The sequence below is a fragment of the Flammeovirga kamogawensis genome (assembly GCF_018736065.1).
Taxonomy (GTDB): Bacteria; Bacteroidota; Bacteroidia; order Cytophagales; family Flammeovirgaceae; genus Flammeovirga; species Flammeovirga kamogawensis.
Genome location: NZ_CP076128.1, coordinates 25,073 through 50,588 on the forward strand (window position 1 = coordinate 25,073; position 25,516 = coordinate 50,588).

The 25,516-nt window shown below is 32.3% G+C and carries 23 protein-coding genes; 13 read left to right on the forward strand and 10 right to left on the reverse strand.

The annotated features are described in order from the left end of the window. Position 1: 1 nt before the first annotated feature. A complete protein-coding gene (locus tag KM029_RS00115; RefSeq protein ID WP_144074773.1) occupies positions 2-385 on the reverse strand; it encodes a hypothetical protein in 384 nt (127 codons plus the stop codon). 238 nt (positions 386-623) lie between these two features. Here KM029_RS00115 and KM029_RS00120 point away from each other — a divergent pair, with 238 nt between their 5' ends. The 7 genes from KM029_RS00120 to KM029_RS00150 all read left to right on the forward strand — a co-directional run bounded on the left by KM029_RS00120 (position 624) and on the right by KM029_RS00150 (position 6,085). Continuing rightward, positions 624-1,982, forward strand: a complete 1,359-nt coding sequence (locus KM029_RS00120) for a Na(+)-translocating NADH-quinone reductase subunit A (protein WP_144074774.1) — start codon at positions 624-626, stop codon at positions 1,980-1,982. A gap of 41 nt (positions 1,983-2,023) precedes the next feature. Beyond that, positions 2,024-3,229, forward strand: coding sequence for an NADH:ubiquinone reductase (Na(+)-transporting) subunit B (locus tag KM029_RS00125; RefSeq protein WP_144074775.1), 1,206 nt, complete (start codon positions 2,024-2,026; stop codon positions 3,227-3,229). Then, positions 3,216-3,953 (forward strand): NADH:ubiquinone reductase (Na(+)-transporting) subunit C, encoded by a 738-nt coding sequence (nqrC, locus tag KM029_RS00130; protein WP_144074776.1) that lies wholly within the window; start codon positions 3,216-3,218, stop codon positions 3,951-3,953. The genes KM029_RS00125 and nqrC overlap by 14 nt, the downstream gene beginning before the upstream one ends. A 38-nt stretch (positions 3,954-3,991) precedes the next feature. Further along, entirely contained in the window at positions 3,992-4,639 is a 648-nt protein-coding gene (locus tag KM029_RS00135; RefSeq protein WP_144074777.1) for an NADH:ubiquinone reductase (Na(+)-transporting) subunit D, read from the forward strand. 32 nt (positions 4,640-4,671) lie between these two features. Then, positions 4,672-5,283, forward strand: coding sequence for an NADH:ubiquinone reductase (Na(+)-transporting) subunit E (nqrE, locus tag KM029_RS00140; RefSeq protein ID WP_144074778.1), 612 nt, complete (start codon positions 4,672-4,674; stop codon positions 5,281-5,283). 110 nt (positions 5,284-5,393) lie between these two features. Next, entirely contained in the window at positions 5,394-5,633 is a 240-nt protein-coding gene (locus KM029_RS00145; RefSeq protein WP_144074779.1) for a MoaD/ThiS family protein, read from the forward strand. A gap of 38 nt (positions 5,634-5,671) precedes the next feature. Beyond that, positions 5,672-6,085 carry a molybdenum cofactor biosynthesis protein MoaE gene (locus tag KM029_RS00150; protein ID WP_144074780.1) on the forward strand — a complete coding sequence of 138 codons (414 nt, stop codon included), beginning with the start codon at positions 5,672-5,674 and terminating at the stop codon, positions 6,083-6,085. Positions 6,086-6,210: 125 nt separating this feature from the next. On the opposite strand, the gene KM029_RS00155 is transcribed toward KM029_RS00150, so the two are convergent. The 7 genes from KM029_RS00155 to nirB form a co-directional block, all read right to left on the reverse strand. Then, positions 6,211-7,665 (reverse strand): rubredoxin, encoded by a 1,455-nt coding sequence (locus KM029_RS00155; RefSeq protein ID WP_144074781.1) that lies wholly within the window; start codon positions 7,663-7,665, stop codon positions 6,211-6,213. Positions 7,666-7,708: 43 nt separating this feature from the next. After that, complete coding sequence (locus KM029_RS00160) at positions 7,709-11,209, reverse strand: nitrate reductase (protein ID WP_144074782.1); 3,501 nt, start codon at positions 11,207-11,209, stop codon at positions 7,709-7,711. 297 nt (positions 11,210-11,506) lie between these two features. Then, the gene (locus tag KM029_RS00165; RefSeq protein ID WP_144074783.1) at positions 11,507-12,196 is read right to left on the reverse strand and encodes a response regulator transcription factor; all 690 of its coding nucleotides are present in this window, start codon (positions 12,194-12,196) and stop codon (positions 11,507-11,509) included. A gap of 53 nt (positions 12,197-12,249) precedes the next feature. Then, positions 12,250-14,037, reverse strand: a complete 1,788-nt coding sequence (locus tag KM029_RS00170) for a sensor histidine kinase (protein ID WP_144074784.1) — start codon at positions 14,035-14,037, stop codon at positions 12,250-12,252. Between the two features lie 166 nt (positions 14,038-14,203). Further along, complete coding sequence (locus KM029_RS00175) at positions 14,204-15,484, reverse strand: hypothetical protein (protein ID WP_144074785.1); 1,281 nt, start codon at positions 15,482-15,484, stop codon at positions 14,204-14,206. A gap of 291 nt (positions 15,485-15,775) precedes the next feature. Then, a complete protein-coding gene (gene nirD / locus KM029_RS00180) occupies positions 15,776-16,144 on the reverse strand; it encodes a nitrite reductase small subunit NirD (RefSeq protein WP_144074786.1) in 369 nt (122 codons plus the stop codon). Between the two features lie 17 nt (positions 16,145-16,161). Then, positions 16,162-18,648 carry a nitrite reductase large subunit NirB gene (gene nirB, locus KM029_RS00185; protein ID WP_144074787.1) on the reverse strand — a complete coding sequence of 829 codons (2,487 nt, stop codon included), beginning with the start codon at positions 18,646-18,648 and terminating at the stop codon, positions 16,162-16,164. 465 nt (positions 18,649-19,113) lie between these two features. On the opposite strand from nirB, the gene cobA reads away from it, so the two are divergent. The 5 genes from cobA to KM029_RS00210 all read left to right on the forward strand — a co-directional run bounded on the left by cobA (position 19,114) and on the right by KM029_RS00210 (position 22,571). Next, entirely contained in the window at positions 19,114-19,875 is a 762-nt protein-coding gene (gene cobA / locus KM029_RS00190; RefSeq protein ID WP_144074788.1) for a uroporphyrinogen-III C-methyltransferase, read from the forward strand. 350 nt (positions 19,876-20,225) lie between these two features. Beyond that, the gene (locus KM029_RS00195) at positions 20,226-20,639 is read left to right on the forward strand and encodes a DUF4345 domain-containing protein (RefSeq protein ID WP_144074789.1); all 414 of its coding nucleotides are present in this window, start codon (positions 20,226-20,228) and stop codon (positions 20,637-20,639) included. 102 nt (positions 20,640-20,741) lie between these two features. Continuing rightward, positions 20,742-20,990: a hypothetical protein gene (locus tag KM029_RS00200; RefSeq protein WP_144074790.1), complete on the forward strand. Its 249-nt coding sequence runs from the start codon at positions 20,742-20,744 to the stop codon at positions 20,988-20,990. Positions 20,991-21,288: 298 nt separating this feature from the next. Further along, the gene (locus KM029_RS00205) at positions 21,289-21,900 is read left to right on the forward strand and encodes a hypothetical protein (protein ID WP_144074791.1); all 612 of its coding nucleotides are present in this window, start codon (positions 21,289-21,291) and stop codon (positions 21,898-21,900) included. A gap of 86 nt (positions 21,901-21,986) precedes the next feature. Next, the gene (locus KM029_RS00210; RefSeq protein ID WP_144074792.1) at positions 21,987-22,571 is read left to right on the forward strand and encodes a hypothetical protein; all 585 of its coding nucleotides are present in this window, start codon (positions 21,987-21,989) and stop codon (positions 22,569-22,571) included. 65 nt (positions 22,572-22,636) lie between these two features. On the opposite strand, the gene KM029_RS00215 is transcribed toward KM029_RS00210, so the two are convergent. Both KM029_RS00215 and moaC read right to left on the reverse strand, forming a co-directional pair. Then, entirely contained in the window at positions 22,637-23,755 is a 1,119-nt protein-coding gene (locus KM029_RS00215; protein ID WP_205125453.1) for an NTP transferase domain-containing protein, read from the reverse strand. Further along, positions 23,752-24,246, reverse strand: coding sequence for a cyclic pyranopterin monophosphate synthase MoaC (gene moaC / locus KM029_RS00220; protein WP_144074793.1), 495 nt, complete (start codon positions 24,244-24,246; stop codon positions 23,752-23,754). The genes KM029_RS00215 and moaC overlap by 4 nt, the downstream gene beginning before the upstream one ends. A gap of 56 nt (positions 24,247-24,302) precedes the next feature. Here moaC and KM029_RS00225 point away from each other — a divergent pair, with 56 nt between their 5' ends. After that, positions 24,303-25,514, forward strand: coding sequence for a molybdopterin molybdotransferase MoeA (locus KM029_RS00225; RefSeq protein ID WP_144074794.1), 1,212 nt, complete (start codon positions 24,303-24,305; stop codon positions 25,512-25,514). Positions 25,515-25,516: the final 2 nt, after the last annotated feature.

A 25,516-nucleotide genomic window follows, 5' to 3' on the forward strand; every position in this document is an offset into this window, starting at 1 on the left:
CTTATGCTTCTACCGAATTAGCAGTAAAAGGTAAATATTTCACTTTTAAATTTTGATTTTGATGAGCTGGATGAAACAATGTTTTGAGATTTAAAGATCTACCATCGTTATTTAGTAAGATTCTAAATAAGGCTTGTTCGTTCGGATTATCACTTATTACCCAAAGATATTTGTAGTCTTTTAAATTGATTGGCTCATCATCTACTTTATTAACATAAGGCACTTCAGAGATGCAAACTTCTTTATTGTAAAAGTCCCATGTTATTAAATGAGGGTTTTCTAAAGAAGAGTCTACTACCTTGATAAAGTGTAGGTTATGTACTTTTACTACATCTTTTCTATGCTTGATTTGCTCCCAAATTGCAGTGACTTCTGTATTGTTCATGATTAACGCTTATAGTTTAATTTGTGACCTTCTATATTAGTAACGTCTAAATTTACATTTTTTTATATAATGATAGTCATAATTTTTTTGTTAATGTATTAGTTAAATTCACAGGGTATTCACCTTTTTTTAGAATTTCTAATAAAATCACATCTAAAGTGATTTTTAAAGCGTTGCAAAATTTAGTAAGTTTGCGTTGAAAAATAGGAGCGTTTACTCTGTCACTCGATAATATCCGATGTCTAATAACGTGAGATTAAAACAAGGGTTTGATATCAAACTAGTGGGCAAAGCTGAAGAAAGCATTGCTAAAAATATTGATACAACCACAAGATTTGCCATAAAACCAGAAGACTTCCCAGGCATGATTCGCCCGAAGTCTGTGGTAAAAGTTGGCGAAAAAGTAAAGGCAGGTGACCCTATCTTAATTGATGGGAAACTAGATGTAATAAAATATACTTCACCTGTAAGCGGCGAAATCGTTGAAATCCAACGAGGAGAACGTCGTAAATTGCTTGCAATTGTTATAAAAGCAGACAAGCAAATTGAATACAAAGAATTCCCGGTAAAACCGATTGATCAGGTTAGTGCGGAAGACGCGAAAGCAGTAATGCTAGAAAGTGGTGTTTGGCCACAATTAATTCGTCGTCCTTATGCAATAGTTGCAGATCCATCTGACTCTCCGAGAGCTATTTTTGTATCAGCATTCGATAGCCATCCTTTGGCACCAAATTATGAGTTCACTTTAAAAGGACAAGAAAAATATATCCAAGCGGGTATTGATGTTCTTAAAAAGTTTGCTCCTAAGGTGTTCTTAGGTCAAAATGGTGCAAAACCTTCAGCATTGTTTGATGGTATTGTAGGAGTTGATAAAAACAAATTTACTGGAGCTCACCCTGCAGGTAACGTTGGTGTACAAATTCACCACACTGCCCCTGTTACTAGTGCTGCAGATGTTGTTTGGACAATTACTCCAGAAGGCTTAGCACAAATTGGTAAACTTTTCAAAGAAGGAAAGTACGATGCCAAAAAAGTGATTGCTGTTGCTGGTCCTGAAGTGGACAAACCAGAATATGTGGAAACATACCTTGGTGCATCAGTAGATACAATTGCAGCTGCTAAAATTAAAAGTAAAAATGTTCGTGTTGTTTCTGGTAACATCTTAACAGGATATTCTATCCCTAAAGATGGTTTCTTAGGATATTACTCTAACATGATTACAGCCTTGTCAGAAGGAAATAAAGCACGTTTCTTCTTATCTGATGGTTGGTTAGCACCTATCACAAACCGTTTAAGTTTCCATAAAGCCTTTGGCTTACTAGGTGGTACTTCTAAAGAATATGCATTAGATACAAATACAAACGGTCAAGACAGACCATTTGCTGTAACTGGTAGCTTCGAAAAAGTAGTTCCTATGGATATTTATCCAATGTATCTTCTTAAGGCAATTCTTTCATACGATTATGAGAATATGGAAGCTTTAGGTATTTATGAAATTGCAGAAGAGGACTTTGCTCTTTGTGAATTCATTGATGTATCTAAGCATGATATTCAAAAAATTGTACGTCAAGGTCTTGATACTATGCGTTTAGATTAATTTGGTGCACAATTATTAAGAAGTAAAATATCTTATAAAGAATGAAATTCTTACACGATCTCTTAGAGAAACAAAAGCCTATGTTCGAAAAAGGTGGTAAGCTAGAAAAGCTTTACTATGTTTTTGAAGCAGGTGAAACGTTTATGTTTACCCCTCCGGAGGTAACAAAAGCGAAAGGTGTTCAGGTTCGTGATGCGGTTGATTTAAAACGTGTCATGATGACTGTAGTGATTGCACTACTACCTGCAATTGTCTTTGGTTTATGGAATGTTGGTTACCAACATCATATTTCTACAGGTGAGGCATCATCTGTAGGTGAACAATTTTGGATCGGTATACAATTAGCTTTACCAATCATTATTGTTTCTTATGCAGCTGGTGGTATTGTAGAAGCTGCATTTGCGGTTTTTAGAAATCACCCTATTACAGAAGGATTCTTGGTTACAGGTATCCTAATCCCATTAGTATTACCTGCTACTATTCCTTTATGGCAAGTAGCTTTGGCTTCTGCTTTTGCAGTATTGATTGCTAAAGAGGTATTTGGTGGTGTTGGTATGAATATCTTGAACGTAGCTTTAACAGCACGTGCATTTTTATACTTCGCTTACCCTGCAGCTATTTCTGGTGATTCTGTATGGACGTACTTAGGAGATGCAGCAACTGTAGATGGTTACACTGGTGCAACATTCTTAGGTTTAGCTGTTGAAGCACAGAAAGCAGGACAACCTGTAGCAGATTTTGTAGCAAATAGCGTTTTATGGGCATCTAGCTCACAAGATGTAGCTACAAATTCATTCTTAGGTTTAATACCTGGTTCAATTGGAGAAACTTCAGCTTTAATGTGTTTGATTGGTGCAATAGTATTAATCTGGACTAAAGTTGCTGATTATAGAATTATTTTATCTGGTGTAGTTGGTGCATTAGCAATGGGTTTCTTGTTAAACATTTTTGCTGGTGATCATACATATTTAGCAATGCCTTCATACTACCACTTAATTGTTGGTGGTTTTGCATTTGGTATTGTGTTTATGGCAACAGACCCAGTTTCTGCTTCTCAGACAAGTACTGGTAAGTGGATTTATGGTGCGCTAATTGGTGTAATGACGGTAATTATCCGTGTATTAAACCCTGCGTATCCTGAAGGCATCATGTTAGCTATTCTTCTAGGGAATGTTTTAGCTCCATTGATTGACCACTATGTAGTATCTGCAAACAAAAAACGAAGATTAAAACGTGCAACAGTCTAACGGTTATGTCATCGGTTTTGCAGTAGCAATGACAATCATCTTAGGTGGTATTTTGTCGTTCACTGCAGTTTCGCTAAATGCGAAACAAAAAGAACAAGTAGCTCTTGATACTAAAAAGCAAATTATGCTTTCTGTAGTACCTGAAATGAGTGAAGCATCAAAAACTGAAATTGCAAAGGTATATGATAAGCAGATCCAAGTGGTCGATATTAATGGCAAAGCAATTGATGGTGCTGTTCTAGAGAAATTAGATATTTCTAAAGAATGGAAAAAATTAAAGAAAGGACAAGATGCAGTTTTACCTGTTTATAAATTTATGAGCAAGGATGGTAAATCTGTTGATAGTTATATTCTTCCTATGTATGGTTACGGACTATGGAATGACATCTGGGGTTACTTTGCATTAGATGCAGATCTAGTAACTGTTAAAGGTGTTGTATTCTCTCATAAAGGAGAAACTCCAGGTTTGGGTGCTAGAATTGGCGATGCTCAAATCCAAGACCGTTACAAAGGAAAGAAAATCTTTAATGGTGGTAAATTTACACCAATCGTAATGGTTAAAGGTGAAGGCCATACTGGATTACCTTCTGATGAGGTAGACGGAATGTCTGGAGCAACTTTAACTGCTAACGGTTTAAATGAAATGGTAGGAAGATATTTAAAAGCTTACGAGCCATTCATTAATAAAGAAAAAGGTACTTCTGCGGTTTCTATGGCCCAGTAGTTCGAAATTTTTGTTTAAATTAATAATAAACGAAAGACATGAGCACAGAAACTGTAGCAGCAAAAAAGTCTGAAGCTTTATTCTCGAAGAGAAGAAAAGCAATCGTGACTGATCCTTTAGATGATGATAACCCAGTTACCGTACAGGTACTTGGTATCTGTTCTGCATTGGCGGTTACTTCTAAGTTAGAACCTACATTGGTAATGTCAATTGCCGTAACATTTGTAGTAATTTTCTCTAACTTAATTGTATCTCTTTTACGTAATGCTATTCCTCAACGTATCCGTATTATCGTTCAGTTGGGTATCGTAGCATCTCTAGTAATTATCGTAGATCAAGTGTTAAAAGCTTATCTATATGATGTATCGAAAGTTGTAGGTGTATATGTAGGGCTAATCATTACAAACTGTATTGTAATGGGACGTCTTGAAGCATTTGCAATGGCAAATAAACCTTATGATTCAATTCTTGATGGTCTTGGTTCATCATTTGGTTATGCATGGGTGATCTTGGTTGTAGCATTCTTTAGAGAATTATTAGGATCAGGTACTTTATTTGATATTCGAGTTCTTCCAGAAGCTTATGTAAATAATGGTCTAATGACTTCACCTGTTGGTGCATTCATCCTAATAGGTCTTATTATTTGGGTACAGCGTTGGAGAAACGGTTACGTAGAAGAAGCTTAGAACATCATTCACATTAAAAAGACGACGAAATAATGGATTTATTAAATCTCGCAGTCAAGTCGATTTTTATCGACAACATGGTGTTTGCTTATTTCTTAGGTATGTGTTCTTATTTGGCCGTATCAAAGAAAGTAGACACAGCATTAGGTTTAGGTGCAGCTGTAACGTTTGTATTAACGATTACTGTACCATTAAACTGGCTTGTTTATAATTATATCTTACAAGAAGGTGCTTTGTCTTGGATTAGCGAATCTTATGCTAATGTAGACTTATCTTTCTTGACATATATTCTTTTCATCGCAGTTGTAGCTTCAACGGTACAATTGGTTGAAATGGTAATTGAGAAATTCTCTCCATCATTGTATGGTTCTTTAGGTATTTTCTTACCACTTATTGCAGTAAACTGCTCAATTTTGGGTGCTGCATTCTTTATGGTTCCAAGAGAATATACTATTGTTGAATCTGCAGTATATGGATTCTCTTCTGGTTTAGGTTGGTTACTTGCTATCATTGCTCTTGCGGCTATCCGTGAGAAAATGAAGTATTCTAATGTTCCTGCTCCATTAAAAGGTTTAGGTATCACATTTATCATCACTGGTTTGATGGGCTTGGCATTTATGTCATTCATGGGTATTTCTTTATAATCTTTTTAGAGATAATACAGAAAAGGTATTTCCTTCGGGAGGTACCTTTTTTTGTTTATAATGTATTGTTTATTCTTTTTATTCTAAAAACTAATGTGCAATTTCAAGCTATGAAAATATTACTTTTTGGTATAGCAAAAGACATTATTGGATCTTCAGTATTAGATTGGAAACTGGAAGATGAAGGAAGTACTTCATCTGAATTACTAGTATCCTTAAAAACAAAATATCCTGAATTATCTAAATTACGATCTATAGCTTTAGCCGTAAATGGAGAACACGCTTTAGGTGAAGAGATTTTGAAAAAAGGTGATGAGGTCGCATTAATTCCTCCAATGAGTGGAGGTTGATTTATTTGATGTATTAAGGTGAAATAAAAAATTAATTCATGATTGAGTTAAAAGAACAGAAGGATATTAATATTTCAGCTATTATTGATAGTGTGAAATCTGATTATTGTGGTGCTGTTGATGTATTTATAGGTACAGTGAGGGATAATCTAGTTGGTAAAAAAGTAACTAAATTATTTTTTGAAGCTTATACTCCAATGGCAATTAGTGAACTTAGTAAAATAGCGAATACAGTCAAGGAGAGGTATCAAGCAGATAAAGTAAGTATCGTTCATGCAGTTGGTGATTGTCTAGTTGGAGAAACTGCAGTAGTAATCGCTGTGTCAACTCCACATAGGAAAGCAAGTTTTGAAGGTTGTCAATATGCAATTGATACTTTAAAAGATACTGTCCCAATTTGGAAAAGAGAATATTTTGAAGATGGTTCACATTGGGTGTTTTCTCATCCTTAATAGACTTTAGAGTATTTTTCAACAAAAAAAGCCACTACCAAATTTTCATTGGAGTGGCTTTTTTTAATCAACATTAAAAATAATTAGGCTACCATAAATACTATTATGGATGCCTATTTATGGAATTATCTTGGCATTTCAATTTCTTTAAATTCATCTTTACTTGCATCACATAATGGACAAGTAAAAGAACTAGGAAGAGATTCAAATTTTGTGTTTTGAGGTATGCCTTCGTCTGGTATTCCTATACTTTCGTCATAAATACTTAAACAACTCTGGCATTGATAAACTTTTTCTACTGTAGAGATAGCACTAGGTTTTTTAGACTTATCATTACCATAATTACTATTATCAAGTTGTTCGTAGTAAAGGTGACTAAGTTCAATTAGTATTGGAGGGATAGCCTCTTTTGGAACTCTTTTTATAAAAGTGATATACTTTGGTTCGTTACAATTAAAATCTTTTGCATATAGAACATTATACATATCATTATTACTTGATGGAATACTTTCTATAACAACTGAAGTAAATAATATGATAGGTTTAGTTTTAATTGTAAAAGTTAACCCATAAGTACTAATATCTTGTTTATCTAAAGCACGAACAAGGAAGTTTTTTAATTCTAATGCTTCTTGATCTAATACAGGTAAATGCCAATTTAACTCAAGTGATGAATGTCTTACATTTATACCAAATTTGCCAAGAAGCTTTTCCCAATTAATTATATTTTTACTGTCAATACCTTTAACAATAAATGATTTCCAAGGTGTTAAAGTGATTTTTCCAATATTTGTTTTTAGACAAAGTTCGCATAACTCTTTAAGGAATGGTATATCAAATCTATTATTTCTCCAATAAAGACCTAGCCAATATTTTCCACTTATCATACGGTGCATCCCTTCGTAATATGGGAATGGTCCTGATGGAAGTATTAGCTTATTATTAATACTAATAGTGTTAATGTCTAAAGTAGTGATAATGTTGTTCCAAACTTTAGCACTTTCAATTGGGTTACCTATTGTATACTCATTCTCAAACGTTTTAACAACCTTAGCAATATCGTAATTATAAATAAGGTTAGGACATTCCCACAATACCTCAGCTTGCTCTTGTTCTCTAATGTAAAGATGCCAATATCCTTCTTTTTCTGAAGCAATAAAATTTAATTGCCCTGTAAATAAAGGAACCATGGTTTGAGCAGGATCAGTTATATTTATTTTTAACTTTGGCTGAAAATCAAAAGTATCTAAAATATAATGGTAGGTGTGGGCTGCTAACCATGATGTACTAGGGATTACATCTAGTGCAACATAAGATGTAACTATATTTTGGTAAGACTCCCCGTCGCAATCAAATGTAGTTTTGATGGACTCGAAAGTTTCTTTTAACGTATTTCTTGGGATATTAGGAGATGCAAAAAGAATATCCTGTCGAGATCCAAAGTGTAAATGTTCAACATTTAACTCTTCTGCAACTTGAATGATTTTTAAAAGATCACCAGGAGAGGAAATTCCTCCTTTAATGAAAACCCTTACTAAATCTTCTTTTTCTAATGTATCGTATTCTACTTGTTCAAGCATGGCTTTTATATTTTTAAGAGGAGTACCCTTTTGATATCATTAATTAAACTGTTAGTGTGTCGTTCACCTTTAACATTTCTTGAATTTCGGTTTTACAACTCCCACAACCAAGCCCTGCACCGGTTTTTTCACATAAAGTATTTAATGTAGTACAACCTTCGTCCATTGCTTTTTGGAGGTTTCCACTTCCAACATTACCACAAGAGCAAATAACTTCACCCATAAGAGGTTCAGCATCACTTTTTCCTCTTAGTAATTCAGTTCTACGGTCACCGAGTTCTGTTTTTAATTCAATAAGTTTTTTATAGTCTGCAAATTCAGATTTGTCCCCTAAAAGAATCGTCCCAACAAGCTTATTGTCTTTAATGATACATTTTTTGTAAAATGCTTCTGCTTTATCTAGCAAGATTACTTCTTCATAACTTTTGTCTTTACGAGGTACATCAATTATTCCCAATGAACAGAGGTTAAGGTCTGAAAATTTTAGGATGTTCATAGGAAGAGTACCAGTGTAACGACTTAATAAATCACCAGAAATAAACCTTGCACAAACATCAGCTTGCTCTTCAGCACCTGCTGTAGTACCGTTCATTTTTTCTTCGAATTCAGCAATTTCTCCAATCGAGAATATAGACGAATCAGAAGTTTGTAGGTATTCATTTACAACTAATCCTCTCGATGCTTTTAAGCCACTTTCTTTACCAAGTTCAATATTAGGTCTGGTTCCTATGGCATAAACAATAGCGTTACTTTCTAAAGTTCTACCACCTTTTAATTTGGCTTTATAAGTTTTACTACCAGATTTTTCAATAGTTTGTACCTGATCGTTAAGTAAGACTTCAATACCTTTATCTTCCACATGATTAAGTAGAAGCTCACTAGCTATAGGATCAAGTTGCCTATCCATTAATCTACCAGCTAATTGAACAATAGTAACGTTTATATTAATTTCTCTTAAAGATGCTGCTAGTTCTAATCCTAGAAGTCCACCTCCAATAATTACTACTGAGCCATCTTTATTAAGGTATTGTTTTAAATCGTCAGCATTCTTTTTGTTCCTCATAGTAAATACACCTTCCATGTGAATAGGCACATCTGCAGGAACAAAAGGGCGGCTACCTGTAGCGATAATTAGTTTGTCATAACTAAATTCTTCTCCAAATTGATCAACTATTACTTTTTTATTTCTGTCAATATTTAAAATTGATTTACTTAAGTGTACTTTAACACCAAGCTCGTCAAATTCATCTAAGGCATTAAATTTTTGAAGGTCTTTCCATAGTAAAGTTTCATTTACGTATTCTGGTAAAAGAACTCTGTTATAGAAAGGAGTACTTTCTTTAGAAAATACTTCAATTTCATCTTCATTATTAATGCCTCTATAGGTATGTATAAATCGATATGCAGCAGCACCAGCACCGATAATTAAAATCTTTTCTTTTGCTTTTTGATATTTTACGACTTGTGCAGCAGAGAATTTAAAATCAGGTTCTTTAGAGATTGGATCAATTTTATTTGCTGTTAGATTGTTTGTTCTAGCAAAAATTTGATTACTAATTTTCCCCCAGTGCATTGGCATAAATATTACACCTTGCTTAATATCCGATGAGATGTTAACGTTTACTCTACACTCACCTCTTTCTGTCTGAATTACTGCTGTTTCTCCATCTTTTAAACCTCTAGTTAATGCGTCATTAGGATGCATTTCTAAGAAAGGAAGAGGAATGTGTTGATTAAGTTTGTTTACTTTTCCCGTACGTGTCATGGTATGCCATTGATCACGAATACGGCCTGTGGTTAAGATTAAAGGTAGTTCAGTATTTATAGAATCACTTGAGTTTTCTACACCAGTACAGACAATTTGAGCTTTTTTATTTGGAGTGAAAAATTGATTGTCTGTAAACAATCGGTTGGTACTTTTGCCATTTTTATACGGCCATTGTACAGAACGTTTTTCTTTTAGAGTTGCATAGTCTAGTTCAGATATATCTATATTTGTTCCTTTAGTTAAGACTGCATGCTCTTTAAATATTTCTTCAGTAGAGTTATAGTCAAAACCATGATAACCCATTTTTTGAGCAAATCTACAGAATATTTCAGTATCAGGTAAAGCTTCTCCAGGAGCAGGAATAACACTTTCTAAATGACTTATTCTTCTTTCAGAGTTAGTCATTGTACCTTCTTTTTCTAACCAACCAGCAGCTGGTAAAATAAGGTCGGCATGTTCTATAGAATCAGCTTTGTTTGAGATGTCTTGTACAACAACAAACTTGGCTTTTTTGAGTGCCTCTTCAACAAATTTAGAATCTGGTAAACTTACCATAGGGTTTGTACAAACAATCCAAATTGCTTTCATTTCTCCAGAATGAAGCGCTTCAAACATTTCTGTAGCAGTTTTACCTGGTTTTTCTTGGATGTGATCTACTCCCCAATAATCGGCAACTTTTTGCCTATGATCAGGATTTTTTAAATCGTGATGTGCAGCTAGTAACGAGGCCATACCTCCAACTTCACGTCCGCCCATTGCGTTAGGCTGACCTGTTAAAGAGAAAGGTCCTGCACCAACTTTCCCAATCTGACCAGTGATTAAGTTTAAGTTAAGTAATGCAAGGTTTTTATTAGTACCTTGTGCACTCTGATTTAAACCCATTGCCCACATATTGATAAAGCCTTTTGCATTACCGATATATCTTGCAGCTAATTTTATTTTATCTATAGTTATACCAGTTATAGCAGAAGCTTCTTTTAAAGTTCTAGCTAAAACCTCTTTTCTGTAAGTATCAAAACCATCTGTATGATTTTTTATAAACTCCCAATCTAAATCACCTTCTTCAATTATTGCTCTACCAATTGCTTGATAAAGTACAATATCAGTTCCTGGGTTTAATTGTAAATGTAGATCTGCAATAGCACAAGATTGTGTTTTTCTAGGATCAACTACAATAATTTTTGTAGATGGGTTTTCTTCTTTATGTGCTTCAATTCTCCTGAATAAAATAGGGTGACACCAAGCAGGGTTTGCACCTGCAATCATAAAAGTATCAGCATGTTCTATATCATCATATGCAATTGGAACAGTATCTTCACCTAATGTTTTTACATAACCAACTACAGCAGAACTCATACAAAGTCTAGAGTTGGTATCTATATTATTAGTTTGGAAAAATCCTTTTGTTAGTTTATTGGCTAAGTAATATTCTTCTGTAAGGCATTGACCTGAAACATACATTCCTACGGCATCAGGTCCATGTTTTTTTATAATTGATTTAAATACTGCAGAAGCTCTTGTAAGTGCAGTGTCCCAATCTACACGTTGTAATTCGTGTTGACTACTCCAACGCATTTGAGGATACAGTAAACGATCAGAAGTATCTTGTACTACATAATGTAAGTTCATTCCTTTAGAACATAACTTTCCTTTGTTTACAGGGTATGAAGGGTCTCCGTCAACAGTAATTTTACCTTTAGCGTCTTTGTTGACATTAATACCACATCCTACACCACAGTAAGAACAAGTAGATTTATATGTAGAGCAATTTTTCATAATCTTTCAGTGCTAATTTTAAAACGAGGGAAATGTTTTCACATTTCCCATCGACAGCATGTGTTTGTTTTATATAGAGAAACATATACTTCTAAAACTGATAGCGTACTAGTTGGAATAGTAAGTTGTTTTAGTTGAATACGTAATTCATATTTCAAAAGTAAGTATTTTTACGTAAAAATACGTATAAATCAAGATTATTTTTTAAGTAATTTATGATTTATGCCTTTATTGAGCATAAAAAAAACTACTAAGTAACTAAGTACTTAGTAGTTTTATAGAGAAAAATTGATGAGTTTATAGTCCTAATTCAACTTTTAATGTTGGCATTTCATTAATCTTAGAGATTAACTCAACAGCACTTTTTACACCCATTTTTTTCATAATGTTAAACCGATGTGTTTCAACAGTACGAACGCTCTTATTTAAAACACTAGCAATATCTTTGCTTGATTTACCATGAGCAACAAATTGTAAAATCTCTTTTTCTCTTTTAGTAAGATCTATTTTTTCTTCGTGATTACCTTGTTGAGCTACCACTGGAGTAGTGCCAGTGTGTTTCATATTTAAGTAACCTTCAACAAGAACTTTTGAAATATCTCCACTGAAGTACTTTTTCCCTTCGTTTACTGTTTTTATTGCTTTTAAAAACTCGTCACTACTAGAATCTTTTAATAAGTAACCACTTGCACCTTTTTCTGCTGCATCTAATATATATTCTGCATCATCATGCATAGAGAGTATAAGCACTTTTGTTGTTGTGCTGTATTCATTAATTTTTGAAGTTGCTTCGATACCATTCATAATAGGCATACGAATGTCAATTACTAAAACATCTGGTTTTAATTCTTTACATAAATCCAATGCTTCCTGTCCGTTAGCTCCTTCTCCAATGACATTAATTTCATGGCTATTCTCTAGGAGTAGCTTAATGCCATTACGTACTACCACATGATCGTCTGTTAGTACTACTGAAATTTGATCCATTAATTAATATTTTGTTGATGTGAGTTATTTATGTCGCAATATATAAAATTTACTTAGTTTTCTTTATTAATCGGTACTTCTACTGAGATAGTTGTTCCTTTTCCTAAGCTTGATCTTACATCAATTGTCCCACCTACAAATCCTGCTCTTTCTTTCATGTTTAATAATCCATTTCCGCCACCCTTAATTTGTAAATTTTCCATATCAAAACCTTTACCATTGTCATTTATAATGATTTCCATAATTTCAAAGTCATGATTTAAGGAAATATGGACAACTTCTGCTTCAGAATATTTTATGGCATTATTAACAGCTTCTTGAACTATTCTATAAATATTTGTCTCAATATGTTTTTCAAATCTTTGATTAAAATCAGATTTATTATCAAAGTTTACCTGTACATCAGAAAGTCTGCTAGTTTCGTTTGCGAATCGAGTTAATACTGCATTTATACCATAATCACCTAAAGTATTTGGAGATAAATTGAAAGAAACTCTTCTTACTTCTCTAATGATCTTTTTCAGTAATTTATTCGATTCTTTAAGTTTTCCTGTAGCATTTTTTATATGTGAAGAGTCTATCGATTCTAAACTAAACTTTAAAGCAGTTAATAACTGCCCAATTCCATCATGAATATCTTTAGAAATTCTACCTCTTTCTTCTTCTTGCCCTTTTAAGATTAATAATGATCTTGATTTCTGTGATTCGATATGTTTATCAATTTCTTCTTGATTTAATTCTTTTGATCTCTCTTCTGCTTCTTTTTGTTCTGTAATATCTCTACCTAAAATTATTATTTGAGGTTTATATGTATGAAGTAAACTAATTGTAGTTTCAATCCAGATATAATCGCCTTCAGCATCAGTTACTTGCAGTGTGCCAACCCAAGTGTCTTCTTGTAAAATTGATTCTAATATCTCTTGTATCATTTCTTCTTTATAGTCTTCTTTAATTAACCATTCGAAGATAGATTTCGGTAATTGATTTTTATCAAGTTTTAAAATTTCTATAAAGTGTTCTGAAACTGAAATAAAATTTCCTTCTGTGTCAGTTTTTGCTAGTGTTACATTGAGTAATTCTTCGTTATCTTTTGTTTCTGATAAGAATTGATAAGACTGACCAAGTGATCTATACAATTGATCAACTTCATTTATTTTTTCTTGATTTAGAATTTTAGCCTTTTCTAATTCATCAATAGTTTTTTTAGTTCTTCTTGCTGTAGGTCTAAAAACGTAAGCTAGTTCAAGAAATAAAATAATTAAAGTAATTAAGAAAAGTAGGAGTGAGGTGTTTTGAAGGTCATCTAATTTTTTGTTAGCATCTTCAGAATAGACATTAACCAATTTATCCATATTAATTAAATAGTACTCTTCATTGGCCAGAATTGTATTACTTGTTTTTATTGTTCTATCGTTAAAAAAGAGGTCTATATTATCTATAATATTTACATGAAAAGTATTCATCTTATCATAAAGCTGTATGGCCTTTTGTTGATAAACAATGTTGTCTATCTGTTTATTATGTTGCCCAAGCTCTTTGTGAACTGTTTTCCATTCAAATATAGAAGTTCTTAATTCATTTAAATACGGAGATGTTTTGCCTTGTTCAATTAATAAAACACACTTTGTGATCTTTTGACTAAGCATTCTTTGTTTACCTGCTTTATTAATGATATTGGCATCAATGCTTTGCTTTTGAGAAAATGAGTAGAAAATTGCTTGTGATACTGAAAGCAATAAAATAATGACCGTAATGGCTGTAAAATATAAGTTCCATAGTTTGTTAAAACTTAAGTTTTCTATACGGTTTGCTAGTGTAAATGGTACTGTTTGTTTGCTCATAACTAAATTTAATCTGCACAGAGAAGATCAATATGATTTTTCAGAAAGATATCACTTTTTAAAGTGAAAAGAATGCTTTTATGTATAGTAGTTGACGATTAATAGTACAAAAAAGGCTACTTCTGTTCTATTGAAGTAGCCTTATTATATTTTTGATTTATATTATTTAGTCAGTTATAAAAAATATTTTTCCTTCATAATGAAAATCTACACTAACTTTTTCACCTGCTTGATCACTATCTTCGTTTATTTTATTGATATCGAAAGAAGCATCAATTGTAAACGTTTTATCATCATTTTCTGTGATCGTAAATGATTGGATATTCAATCCTTCATCTTCATGATTTTTTGCATAAAAAGATGTAGATCCATTAACTTGAGTAGAAATTCCTGCAAAATTAATAGCATAATCAGGAGCAGTATTTCCATTGTCTACATCGCTCCAATCAGCTCCTTTAGAATAATTTCCTTCAAGTCTTTTTGGAGAAGTAGCTGATGTAGATAAGTTGATATGTAACATATTTGTTAAAAACTCTTCCCCATCATATTCTTCTAATTCTTTAATAACAGAAACATCTTCTAAAAATACGATATCAAAGAATCTACCTGATGAGTCTGTTAGAAATGTTTCATGTTGCTGACCCGCAGCACCATTAATTGTAAATATCTCCTCTCCATTTATACTGATACTTCCTTTCCCAGTTATGTTTACACCTGGTTCAGTAGTTTCTTCATCTATTACATTCATAAAGTCTTCATATTCAGATCTTATCATGACAATAGTATCTGTTTCTGTTACTCCCTCTTCTGTAAATTCCATAGAAAAAGTAAATTCTTCTTCTGTTAGTTCAATTACAATTAACTCTATAATATCATCATCTAATTTTACTTTTAATCTTTCTTCAGAGTTATCTAACCATTCCCAAATACCAATTCCTTCTGAGGTAATTAGTGATCCATCCTTTGTGAAGTAGGCAAAAAATTCATCTTCATCTTTCCATATATTAGTAAGGATTAGTGTTTTATCAGAAAATGTTTCAGTAACAAGACTACCCGTCATACTGATTTTTTCTTCAGGGTTGTCTTCTTTAATAAGTTCAATTTCGATGCTGCCATCATTATTTAAAACTTTAATAGTACCATAACCTTCTAAATCAATAATAGTATCAGATTCAATTTCGTAATTGCCATAAAACAGCAAATCTTTTTCTTCAACCAAATTTCGTGCATTCGAACTATTTACTCCTTGAACGGTTGCTAGTCCTTCACTAGTAAAAGCAATACTAGAAATTTCACCAGTAGAACTAATTTCCCAAGTTGCATCAAATGGTTCAGTTGTAGATATATAAGGAGTAGGAGTATCTGGATTAATAGTATCTTCTTGTGTACAAGCTGCAAATAAAGACGTAATAAGCAGCGATAAAATTAAGTGTCTGAAATTTTTCATAGGTTTACTTTTTTTAGGTTTTTGAGTTGATTGACTTAACGGGGTAGTTTGTAAATGTTTTCAAAAAATAAAAATGTTTATATATCTTACTTTATATAATTATATTTTATTTTAAAATAACTTAAAAAAGGTCGAATTTGGGTGTAATGTTAATCATGTAATATTTCATTAAGATCTTATGAAAAAGCTTGGTGTATAAAAATAGGACTTCTGATCTAATCAAAAGTCCTATTAAATTCACTTAGAGAAAGCACCCTCAAGGGAGAGTGCTTTCAATCATTTACTTTTCACCTATTTTTTCTCGTAAAGTCCCACGAATACGGTATCATCTTCTATCTTAATTGGAAATGTTTCGATAGAATCCTCGCATCCGTTTAGATTCTCACCTGTTTCTAGTGAGAATGTCTTTTTATGATATGGGCAAGCTACTTTAGGTGTTTCTCCTTCTGTACCGATGATTCCTCTTGAAAGGATCATTTGTTTTTTATGCGGACAAAGGTTTTGAGTAGCAAACCATTTATTTAAAACTTTAAAATTGAATACAGCAATTTGATCGCCTTCATGAAATATAGTTGATCCACCATTTTCAGGGAAATCACTAACATGACCTGCATTAACCCATGTTGTAACTTGTTCTAATGTATTATGTTCAAATGTCATCTTCTATCTATTTTAGTTTACCAAGCAACTGGGAATTTTTGATCTCTTTCTCTTTTGAATTTAAGTGTAGGATCATCTTGATCTGTATTACTAAAATGTGCAAAGCGTTTACGAATCTCTGGGTTTTTGACAGCTTCTTTCCATTCACAACTGTAATGTGCTTTCAATACTTCCATATCTGATTCTAGTTGTTCTCCAATTCCTAAAGAATCTTCTACTACAACTTGCTTTAAGTATTCAATTCCTCCTTCTAATTTTTCTAACCAAGGTGCAGTTCTTTGTAATGGTTCTGCAGTTTTGATATAGAACATTAAGTATCTATCAATGTATTTGATTACTGTTTCTTTATCTATATCGCCAGCTAATAAGACTGCGTGTTTTGGGTTTGCACCACCGTTACCACCTACATATAGGTTCCAACCTTTTTCTGTAGCTATAACACCAAAATCTTTACCTCTCGCTTCTGCACACTCTCTAATACAACCTGATACACCACCTTTTAATTTATGTGGAGAACGTAGTCCTTTGTATCTATTTTCTATTTCAATAGCGAAACCAACAGAATCATGTAGACCGAATCTACACCAAGTACTACCTACACAACTTTTTACAGTTCTTAGTGATTTACCATATGCATGACCACTTTCGAAACCTGCATCTATAAATCTTTCCCATATTAAAGGAAGGTCATTTAATTTAGCTCCAAATAAGTCAATACGTTGACCACCAGTTATTTTTGTATATAGATCAAATTCTTTTGCTACTTCTCCAATGACTATTAATTTGTCTGGTGTGATTTCTCCACCTGCAATACGAGGGACTACAGAATAAGAACCACCTTTCTGGATATTTGCTAAGAAACGATCGTTTGTATCTTGAATTGTTGCTTCTTTAAGAATTAAATCGTTCCAAATAGAAGCTAATAAAGATCCAACTAATGGTTTACACGTCTCGCAACCGCCACCTTGACCGTACTTCGCTAAAAGTTCGTCATAAGTTTTGATTTCATTGACTTTGATTAAGTCAAACATTTCTTGACGAGTATATGTAAAGTGTTCACAGATTTCCTTACGGATAACTGTACCCATTTTTTGTAATGTATCTTCAAGGATGTTATTAACCATTGGCATACAACCACCACAACCAGTACCGGCTTTAGTAGCTTTTTTAATACCATTGATATCTGTAACTCCATCATCTTTTATGCTACAGCAGATGTCACCTTTAGTTACATTTTCACAAGAACAAACCTGTGCTGTATCTGGTAAAGCATCAACTCCAATAGCTGCACCACCATCTCCTGTAGACTTAATAATTAAATCTTGTGGGTGAGGAGGAAGAGCCATCTCATTAATGAACATCTGATGAAGCATATTATAATCTTCAGCATCACCAATTAAAATACCTCCTAATAACTTACTGCCATCTTCAGAGATATTAATTCTTTTGTAGATCCCATTCTGCTGATCATTTATAGTGATCGGAAAATGTGGGATGTTTTCGCAGAATGGATCTCCAAAACTAGCTACATCTACACCAATTAATTTTAATTTGGTAGACATGTCGCAGCCTTCAAATGTATATTCTTTATTCTCATTAGCTATCTGTTCTGCCACAACTTCTGCCATGTCATAACCAGGAGCAACAAGACCATAGATCATATTTTCGTAAGAAGCACATTCACCAATTGCAAATATCTTCTCATCATTTGTTTGCATCAAAGAGTTAACAACAAAGCCACCTCTTTCTGCTGTTTTTATATCGGCAGCTTTTCCAAGTTCGTCTCTTGGACGTATACCCGCTGAAATAATAAGCATATCAACATTAAGGGCTGTGTCATCAGAAAAAGACAAGCCTGTCATAACATCATCACCTACAATTTCCGAAGTAGCTTTACCTAAAAGGACATCTATACCGATACCTTCCATTTTACTTTTCAGTAAGTCACCACCTACTTCATCAATTTGTCTCGGCATTAAACGAGGAGCAAATTCGACTACAGATGTTTTTAATTTCATATCGATTGCAGCTTTAGCAGCTTCAAGACCTAAAAGTCCACCACCTAAAACTGCAGCTGATTTGGCTTTTTTTCCATAAGCCATCATTAATTCTAGATCTTCAATTGTTCTATAGACAAAAACACCTTTTTTATCTACACCTTTAATAGGAGGAACAAAAGCAGAACTACCAGTAGCTAAGACTAAGTAGTCATAAGAATACGTAGAATTTGTATGTGTAGTTATTGTTTGTTGTTCTCTGTTTATAAGAGATACTTTTTCACTTGTAATAAGATTGATACCATTTCCTTTATACCAATCACGAGAAGCCATAGATAGTTTTTCTGCATTTTCATCTTCAAAATAAGCACTTAAATGTACTCTGTCGTATGCAGGACGAGGTTCTTCGCCTATGACAGTGATAGAAGCTGAGGTGTTTTTTTCTATAAGTTTTTCACATAACTTATAGCTCACCATTCCGTTTCCTACGATTACTATTTTTGTCATAATTGATTCTTTTTGTTATAATTTTAAGTAAAACTACGTATAAATACTTAAAAGTCAATAATAAGTACTTAAAAAAGGTGATAATTCTAAGAAAAATGTTCTTTTTAGAATGATTTTAATTAAGTAGTTACCTAATTGATGTAATTTTTAAAGTTTAATCTACACTGTTTTGGACTTGATTATACGTAATTGTAGGTAATAGTACTAAGGAAGTGTTGAGATGATTCTATTTTTAATTTTGAGAGTAGTTCATTAAAATTTGTAGTGTTTTACTGTTTATTAATAATGTAAATTTTTATTGTACTATTCGTCATTGTTATTTAGACCTTTAATCAAAGTTTCATTTGGTAATAAAGCGTTTTGTTATTTTGTTTGTTCAATTGTTTTTATTCAAATAGTACGTATTATTTTTATTTCTACGTAATTATACGTAATATTGTACTATCAACAACAAAAGATAATACTATGACACCTACTTTTCACTTAATCGGCGCTGGACCTGGAGATGCAGAATTACTTACTTTAAAAGCTCTTAGAGTACTTAAAGAAAGTAAAGTAGTTTTGTACGATGCATTAGTTTCTCAAGATATTTTGAACTTCATTCCTGAGAATGTAGAGAAGATATATGTTGGTAAAAGAGCAGGGGCACATTACTTAAAGCAAGAAGAAACAAATGCTTTAATTGTTGAAATGGCCTTTAAATACGGTTCGGTTACAAGATTAAAAGGAGGTGATTCATTTGTATTTGGTAGAGGGCAAGAAGAAATTGAATATACTGAATCTTTTGGAATAGACTCATATGTTGTTCCTGGTATTTCGTCTTCTTTAGCTGGACCAACTTTAGCTGGAATACCTGTTACTAAAAGAGGTATTAATGAAAGTTTTTGGGTTGTAACTGCAACAACTTGTTCAGGAGGGTTATCAAAAGACCTTACTCATGCGGCAGCTTCGTCAGCAACAATTGTTGTTTTAATGGGTGTTGGGAAATTAGAATTAATAGCTCAATTATTTTCTATGTACAGAAATGAAAATGAGCCAATTGCATTAGTACAAGATGCTTCCTTGCCAACACAAAAAGTAGTGATTGGAACCTTGAAAGATATCGTAGAACGTGCAAATGATAAAGGTGTTAGGCCTCCAGCTGTAATAGTGATAGGAGAGGTAGTAGCACTAGGAAAAGAAAGTGATATAATAGCAGCTTCTTCAAATAGTAAAGTTTCTTTATAGTTAATATTTATATAACATAAACAAGCTAACTATCAAGTATTCTTCCTTGACGTCAAGGTTGAGTACTGTTTAGAATTATAAGGTATATCAAGTTTATACTTTGTTGAGATTATGAAGTAGCGCTTAAAGAAATAGTAAAACTCAAAAAGGGAATTCACTGTGTGGGTTCTCTTTTTTTTATGTATTAATTCAAACAAATAAAAAAACACTATTATCATTTCAATTGTATAGATATTAACTTAAAAATAATTTATTAGTTAAAGATATTTTTTAGAAGTTATCATAGATCAATTATGTTTATTGTTAAACATAGTAAGTTTGTGTTATTAAAAAAATAAAACATTACTATTATGAATTTAAAAAAAATATACCTTTCGATCTTTGCAATTACTTTATCAGTTATAGCATTATTATATGGGATTAACCCTCAATGGTTTACTGATACATTTTTAGATACAAGCATGATTATACACACAGATGCAGCACATATATTAAGAGCAGTATCTGGATTATATCTTGCACTTATAGGTTTCTTTATTTATGGAATATTTGACGAAAAATATACTGATGCTGCTATTGTTATCACTGCAGTTTTTTGTTTCGGTTTGGCATCAGGTAGATCAGTAAGTATTCTTTTTGATGGTCTTCCTTCTCCAATATTATTATTATATGTATTTATGGAATATTCGATAGTGCCAATTGCATATCTTTTATTAAAGAAAACTGCAGCAACTTCAAGTTCTCATCAAGTTAGTCTTGCATAATTAGACAACTATTATTGTTTTTTATTCAACTATTCTATTTATAGAAACACCAACTTTGTGAAGAATAAAAGATAGAACAGCTACAGTTTAAATAATTAGGATATGAAAAATAAGTTCATTGCAGTATTACTACTTTTTTTATCACATAGTGTGTTAAGTCAAGATATGTCTTTTCAAGATACAAAGGCATCAGTAAAAATGGAAAAAAGAATATTTCTTACTGAAAACTTAGAATTACCGTCTGATGAAATCTCCAAATTTTGGGTTATTTATGATAAATATGAATACGAAAGATCACTTATTGTAGATAAAAGATTTTCAATAATAAAGGATGCTTTTGTTCAAGAGTAGCAAAATGCTATTAATGTAGATGAAAAATCAAAAGATGTAGATTTATTAATTGATCTGCAAGAAGATGATTTGAAATTGAAAAAGAAGTATTTGAAAATCATGAGAAAAGATTTATCTGAAGAAACAGTTACAAGGTTTTATCAATTAAATGAATTTGCAGATAGTTATTTAAAAGCTTCTTTATTGAATGGTGTAAAATTACTTAGTAGGTAAAACATAAAACACTAGAAAAGTTAGTTTTAAAATAGGTGTGTTTTTTGTAGTTTGTATTAGAATAACATTAAAAAAATCTATTACTATGAAAACCTATATTAAACACCCGCTCCTTTTTCTATTTGTATTTTTCACTTTAATTTCTTGTGGAGATGATGATTCAACTGTTAATCCAGAAGCGATAAAGCAAATTTACTTTGCATCAGATGATCCTGTGGAGATTTCAGTTCCTGGATTATTAGATACAACATTAGTAGATGTGCAAAGTTTGTTTGATGCAGATGCAAAGGTTATTAAAATGATTCTTCAAGGTGAAATTGATATTCCAGCAGAATTTCAACCAATTTTTGGACTGAAAGCTCCTGCAGTAATTGAATTAGCAGCAGATTTGACTACAGTTACTTATAACTCAAATAGCTCGTATTCATTTACAATTGATGAAACAGAAGAAATTACGCAACTAGTAAATATTCAAATTACAAATCCTTTAACAGGAAATGAGTTTTGCCAAGAAGTTAGTTCTGAAAACGATCCTTTAGGGAGAAATGTAACAGCAACAGAAGTTTTTATTTGGGATGCTAGTCAGAATAAATATAAAGTTGATTTAAGTGTTTTATCAGATGTATTTCCAGGGGCTACAGTACCAAATGTAACCATATGGCAAAAGGATGGAGTACTCATATATCCTTGTGATTAATGTGACTTCATGAGGCATTATATTCTTATTATTAAAGAATGTTGTGCCTTATTTTATTTTCATCCAAACCCATAACTGACACAAAAATGCTGAGAATTAGATACAAATTCTTTACACTACTATTGTTATTATTATTAGGCATTCAATGTAATAATCCAACAATAGACCCTGCTTCTATAACAAATATTTATTTTGAAAGTACAGAAAATATTAAGATTGGGATTGCAGGTGTAGATACAACTACAATGGAAGTTCAAATTCTTTTTGAGCCGAATATCAATAAGTTTAAAACGATAATATTAGCGGAGGTGGATTTGCCAACTGAGTTTCATGCCACTATTGGAAAGTCTTCTAATATATCTGTTGAATTGGAAGTGCATGTAACAAGTAGTGCTTTAAATTCTGATAATGATTATTCATTTATTATTGAAGAAACTGAAAACCTTAATCAATTAATTCATATTATTTCAAATGAAGAATGCATCGAAATGGATAACAGTTCAAGTCCTATTGGTATTCGTGTAGAAGAAATTGAATTGATTAAATGGGATTCCGAGAAAGATAAGTATTATATCAATGTGCAGTTTTTAGAATACTTAATTGAAGGAGCTACTGTTGAGGATGTAACTATTTGGCAAACAAATGGAGTTTTAAATCATCCTTGTGATTAATAATTAGTAGACAAAAATAATAAGAAGGGGTCGATAGTATAAAAACTCACGACCCCTTCTTGACTTTATAAATTATTTTTTATCTCAATAAACTCTTCCTGGGTATTCGCATTGGTCATTTCTTCTTCATGTTCAGAAATTAATAATTCGATATCACTATTAATAAGTGCTTTTCTAGGGCAAGAATATCCCCAACTTAAATACTCTAGTAAAGTACCATAAGCTTTAGGTTCCCAAATACAAATTAATGGCTCAGGAAAATCTAGTGTAGGGCTTTTAAAAGAGGTTGCTATCTTGTGGATGTTTCTTTTTGCTACCAAATGATCTAAAGATTTTGTAGATAGAAGTGGTAAGTCGCATGCAATCACTAGCCAGGCAGAGTTTGGATCTTCTTGGAAAGCCGATAAAATACCTCCCATTGGGCCTAGCCCTAAAAATTTATCTGTAACCTGAGGAGTGTCTTTATAAGAAGTAGAATTGTCAGCAACGGAAACGTAAACATCTTCACAATATGGAGCTAATAATTCTTTTGCATATTCCCATTGTGGTTTGCCATGGTAATCTAAAATAGCTTTGTCAGATCCCATTCTAGTACTTTTCCCTCCAACTAAAACTAAACCTTTTAATGTGGGTTTATCTATAATTGAAGCTGCTATAAACTCACCAATTTTATCAATGTCTTCTATTGAAAATTGAGGAAGTGTTTTAAGTTCTGGTAATTCGTTTAAAAGTTCTGATGGTATTACATTCTCTGTAGCACTAAAAACAATTGCAACAGGGTTTGTAATTTTAGCAATTTTCTTGATTAAAGGTTTTCTACTATCAATTACTAAAAGCTGTTTTTCTGCCTTATAATGATTACCATTGATAAAAGTAAAATCAAAAGAGTTAAAATATTTACGTTTTTCAAATTCATTTAATTCACTTTTGAGGTCAATTCGATGGAAGTTAATTTTATCAGTATAAACTGACGTAGTAGAACCTAAAAATGATTTTTTTAATTCTTCTTCATCACTTTTATGATCCATGTCTATAAAAGCGGATGTTAAAGGGGCTATTTCGTTTGAGAGCTTTTCAACTAAATTTTTAATTTCACCACAAGTAGTACCCATAATTGCTAATTCATTTGTAGCAATAGTACCCATTTTTTTACGAGTTAATTTAGCGTGTTTTTGATGTTTCATCTATTAAAGTCCGTTTTACCGCCTGATTTATGGAATAATTTTGTTTCCTTAATGTTTATGTCTTGTGATAATGCTTTACACATATCATAAATAGTAAGAGCAGCAACAGAAGCACCAGTGAGAGCTTCCATTTCAACACCTGTTTTAGATGTTACTTTGGCTGTACTTATTATTCTTACTTCTGTATAGTTTATCCACTCAATTTCAATATTACATTTATCCAGAGGTAAAGGGTGACAAAGAGGAATCAATTCAGAAGTCTTTTTTGTACCCATAATTCCAGCAATAATTGCAGTCTGAAATATTGATCCTTTTTTTGTGGCGTTATCTTGATTACGAATTGTATTCGCTACATCTATTGGAAATTCAACAATAGATTGAGCTTTAGCAGTTCGAGTTGTTATATTTTTTTCGCCAACATCAACCATAGATGGGTTTCCATTTGCATCAAGATGCGTTAATGTTTCGTTTTTTTCTGTTTTATCTTTCATTCTTAAAAATGCAATAAGTAGATTCGAATGTCTAATTTCTCAATAAACAAACTACAATGCAAAATCATTTGATAGAACCTTCGAAAGTAGATGAAATAATTTCGAAAGTGCATTTAGATTTGCCTTCAGAAAAGGTAAATTTTATAGAATCTTTAGGTCGTACTTTGGCAGAAGACATTTATGCTGATAGAGATTTCCCCCCTTTTGATAGGGTAGCTATGGACGGTATCGGTATTCATCATTCTGCAATAGAAAATAATAATAATTTATTTGCAATCGAAGGCGTTCAACCTGCAGGAAGCTCTCAGTTAACCTTAAAAGATAATGGTAATTGTATTGAAGTAATGACTGGTGCAATTCTTCCAAAAGGTGCAGATGTGGTTATACCTTATGAATGGACAGAAAGGAAGGGAGAGAAGATGTGTGTTTTAGATTTTAAGCATGCACAAACTTTTACAAATGTTCATAGAAAAGGAGTAGATGTAAAGAAAGGAGAAGTGCTTATTAAGAAAGGTACGGTAATAACATCTGCAGAAATTGGAATTATAACAACAGTAGGAAAAGAAGAAGTAATTGTAAAAACGTTACCTAAAGTAGCTGTAATTGCTACTGGTGATGAATTAGTAGGTGTAGATCAAATACCTGCTGATTATCAAATTAGAATGTCTAACTGTTACTCAATACAATCTAGGTTAAAAGAAGAAGGGATATCTTCAAAAATATATCATATAGTTGATGATAAAGATGCCTTGAAAGAAAAAATTAAAGGACTCTTTACTTCTTATGATATTTTTGTGTTTAGTGGAGGTGTTTCTAAGGGCAAATTTGACTACCTTCCACAAGTATTTGAGGAGTTGGGAGTTGTAAAACAGTTTCATGGGGTAAAGCAAAGACCTGGTAAACCATTTTGGTTTGGTATTACAAAAAATAATCAGCCAATATTTGCATTACCAGGAAATCCGGTTTCTACATATTTGTGTGCAAATAGATACCTTTTACCTTGGTTGAGGCAAGAGTTGAATAAGGAAATTAATCAAGGAAAAGCTATTTTAGATAGTAATTATTCTTTCAGTAAGCCATTGACTTACTTTTTACAAGTAAAGTCATATTATAATAAATTGGGTGAACTATGTGTATCTCCAACCACAGGAGGAGGATCTGGAGATTTAGCAAACTTATCTAATGCAGATGCTTTTGTAGAGTTACCTTCTGATAAAAACTCATTTAAAAAAGGAGATAAATTACCAATTTGGTTTTATAAAAAATAGAT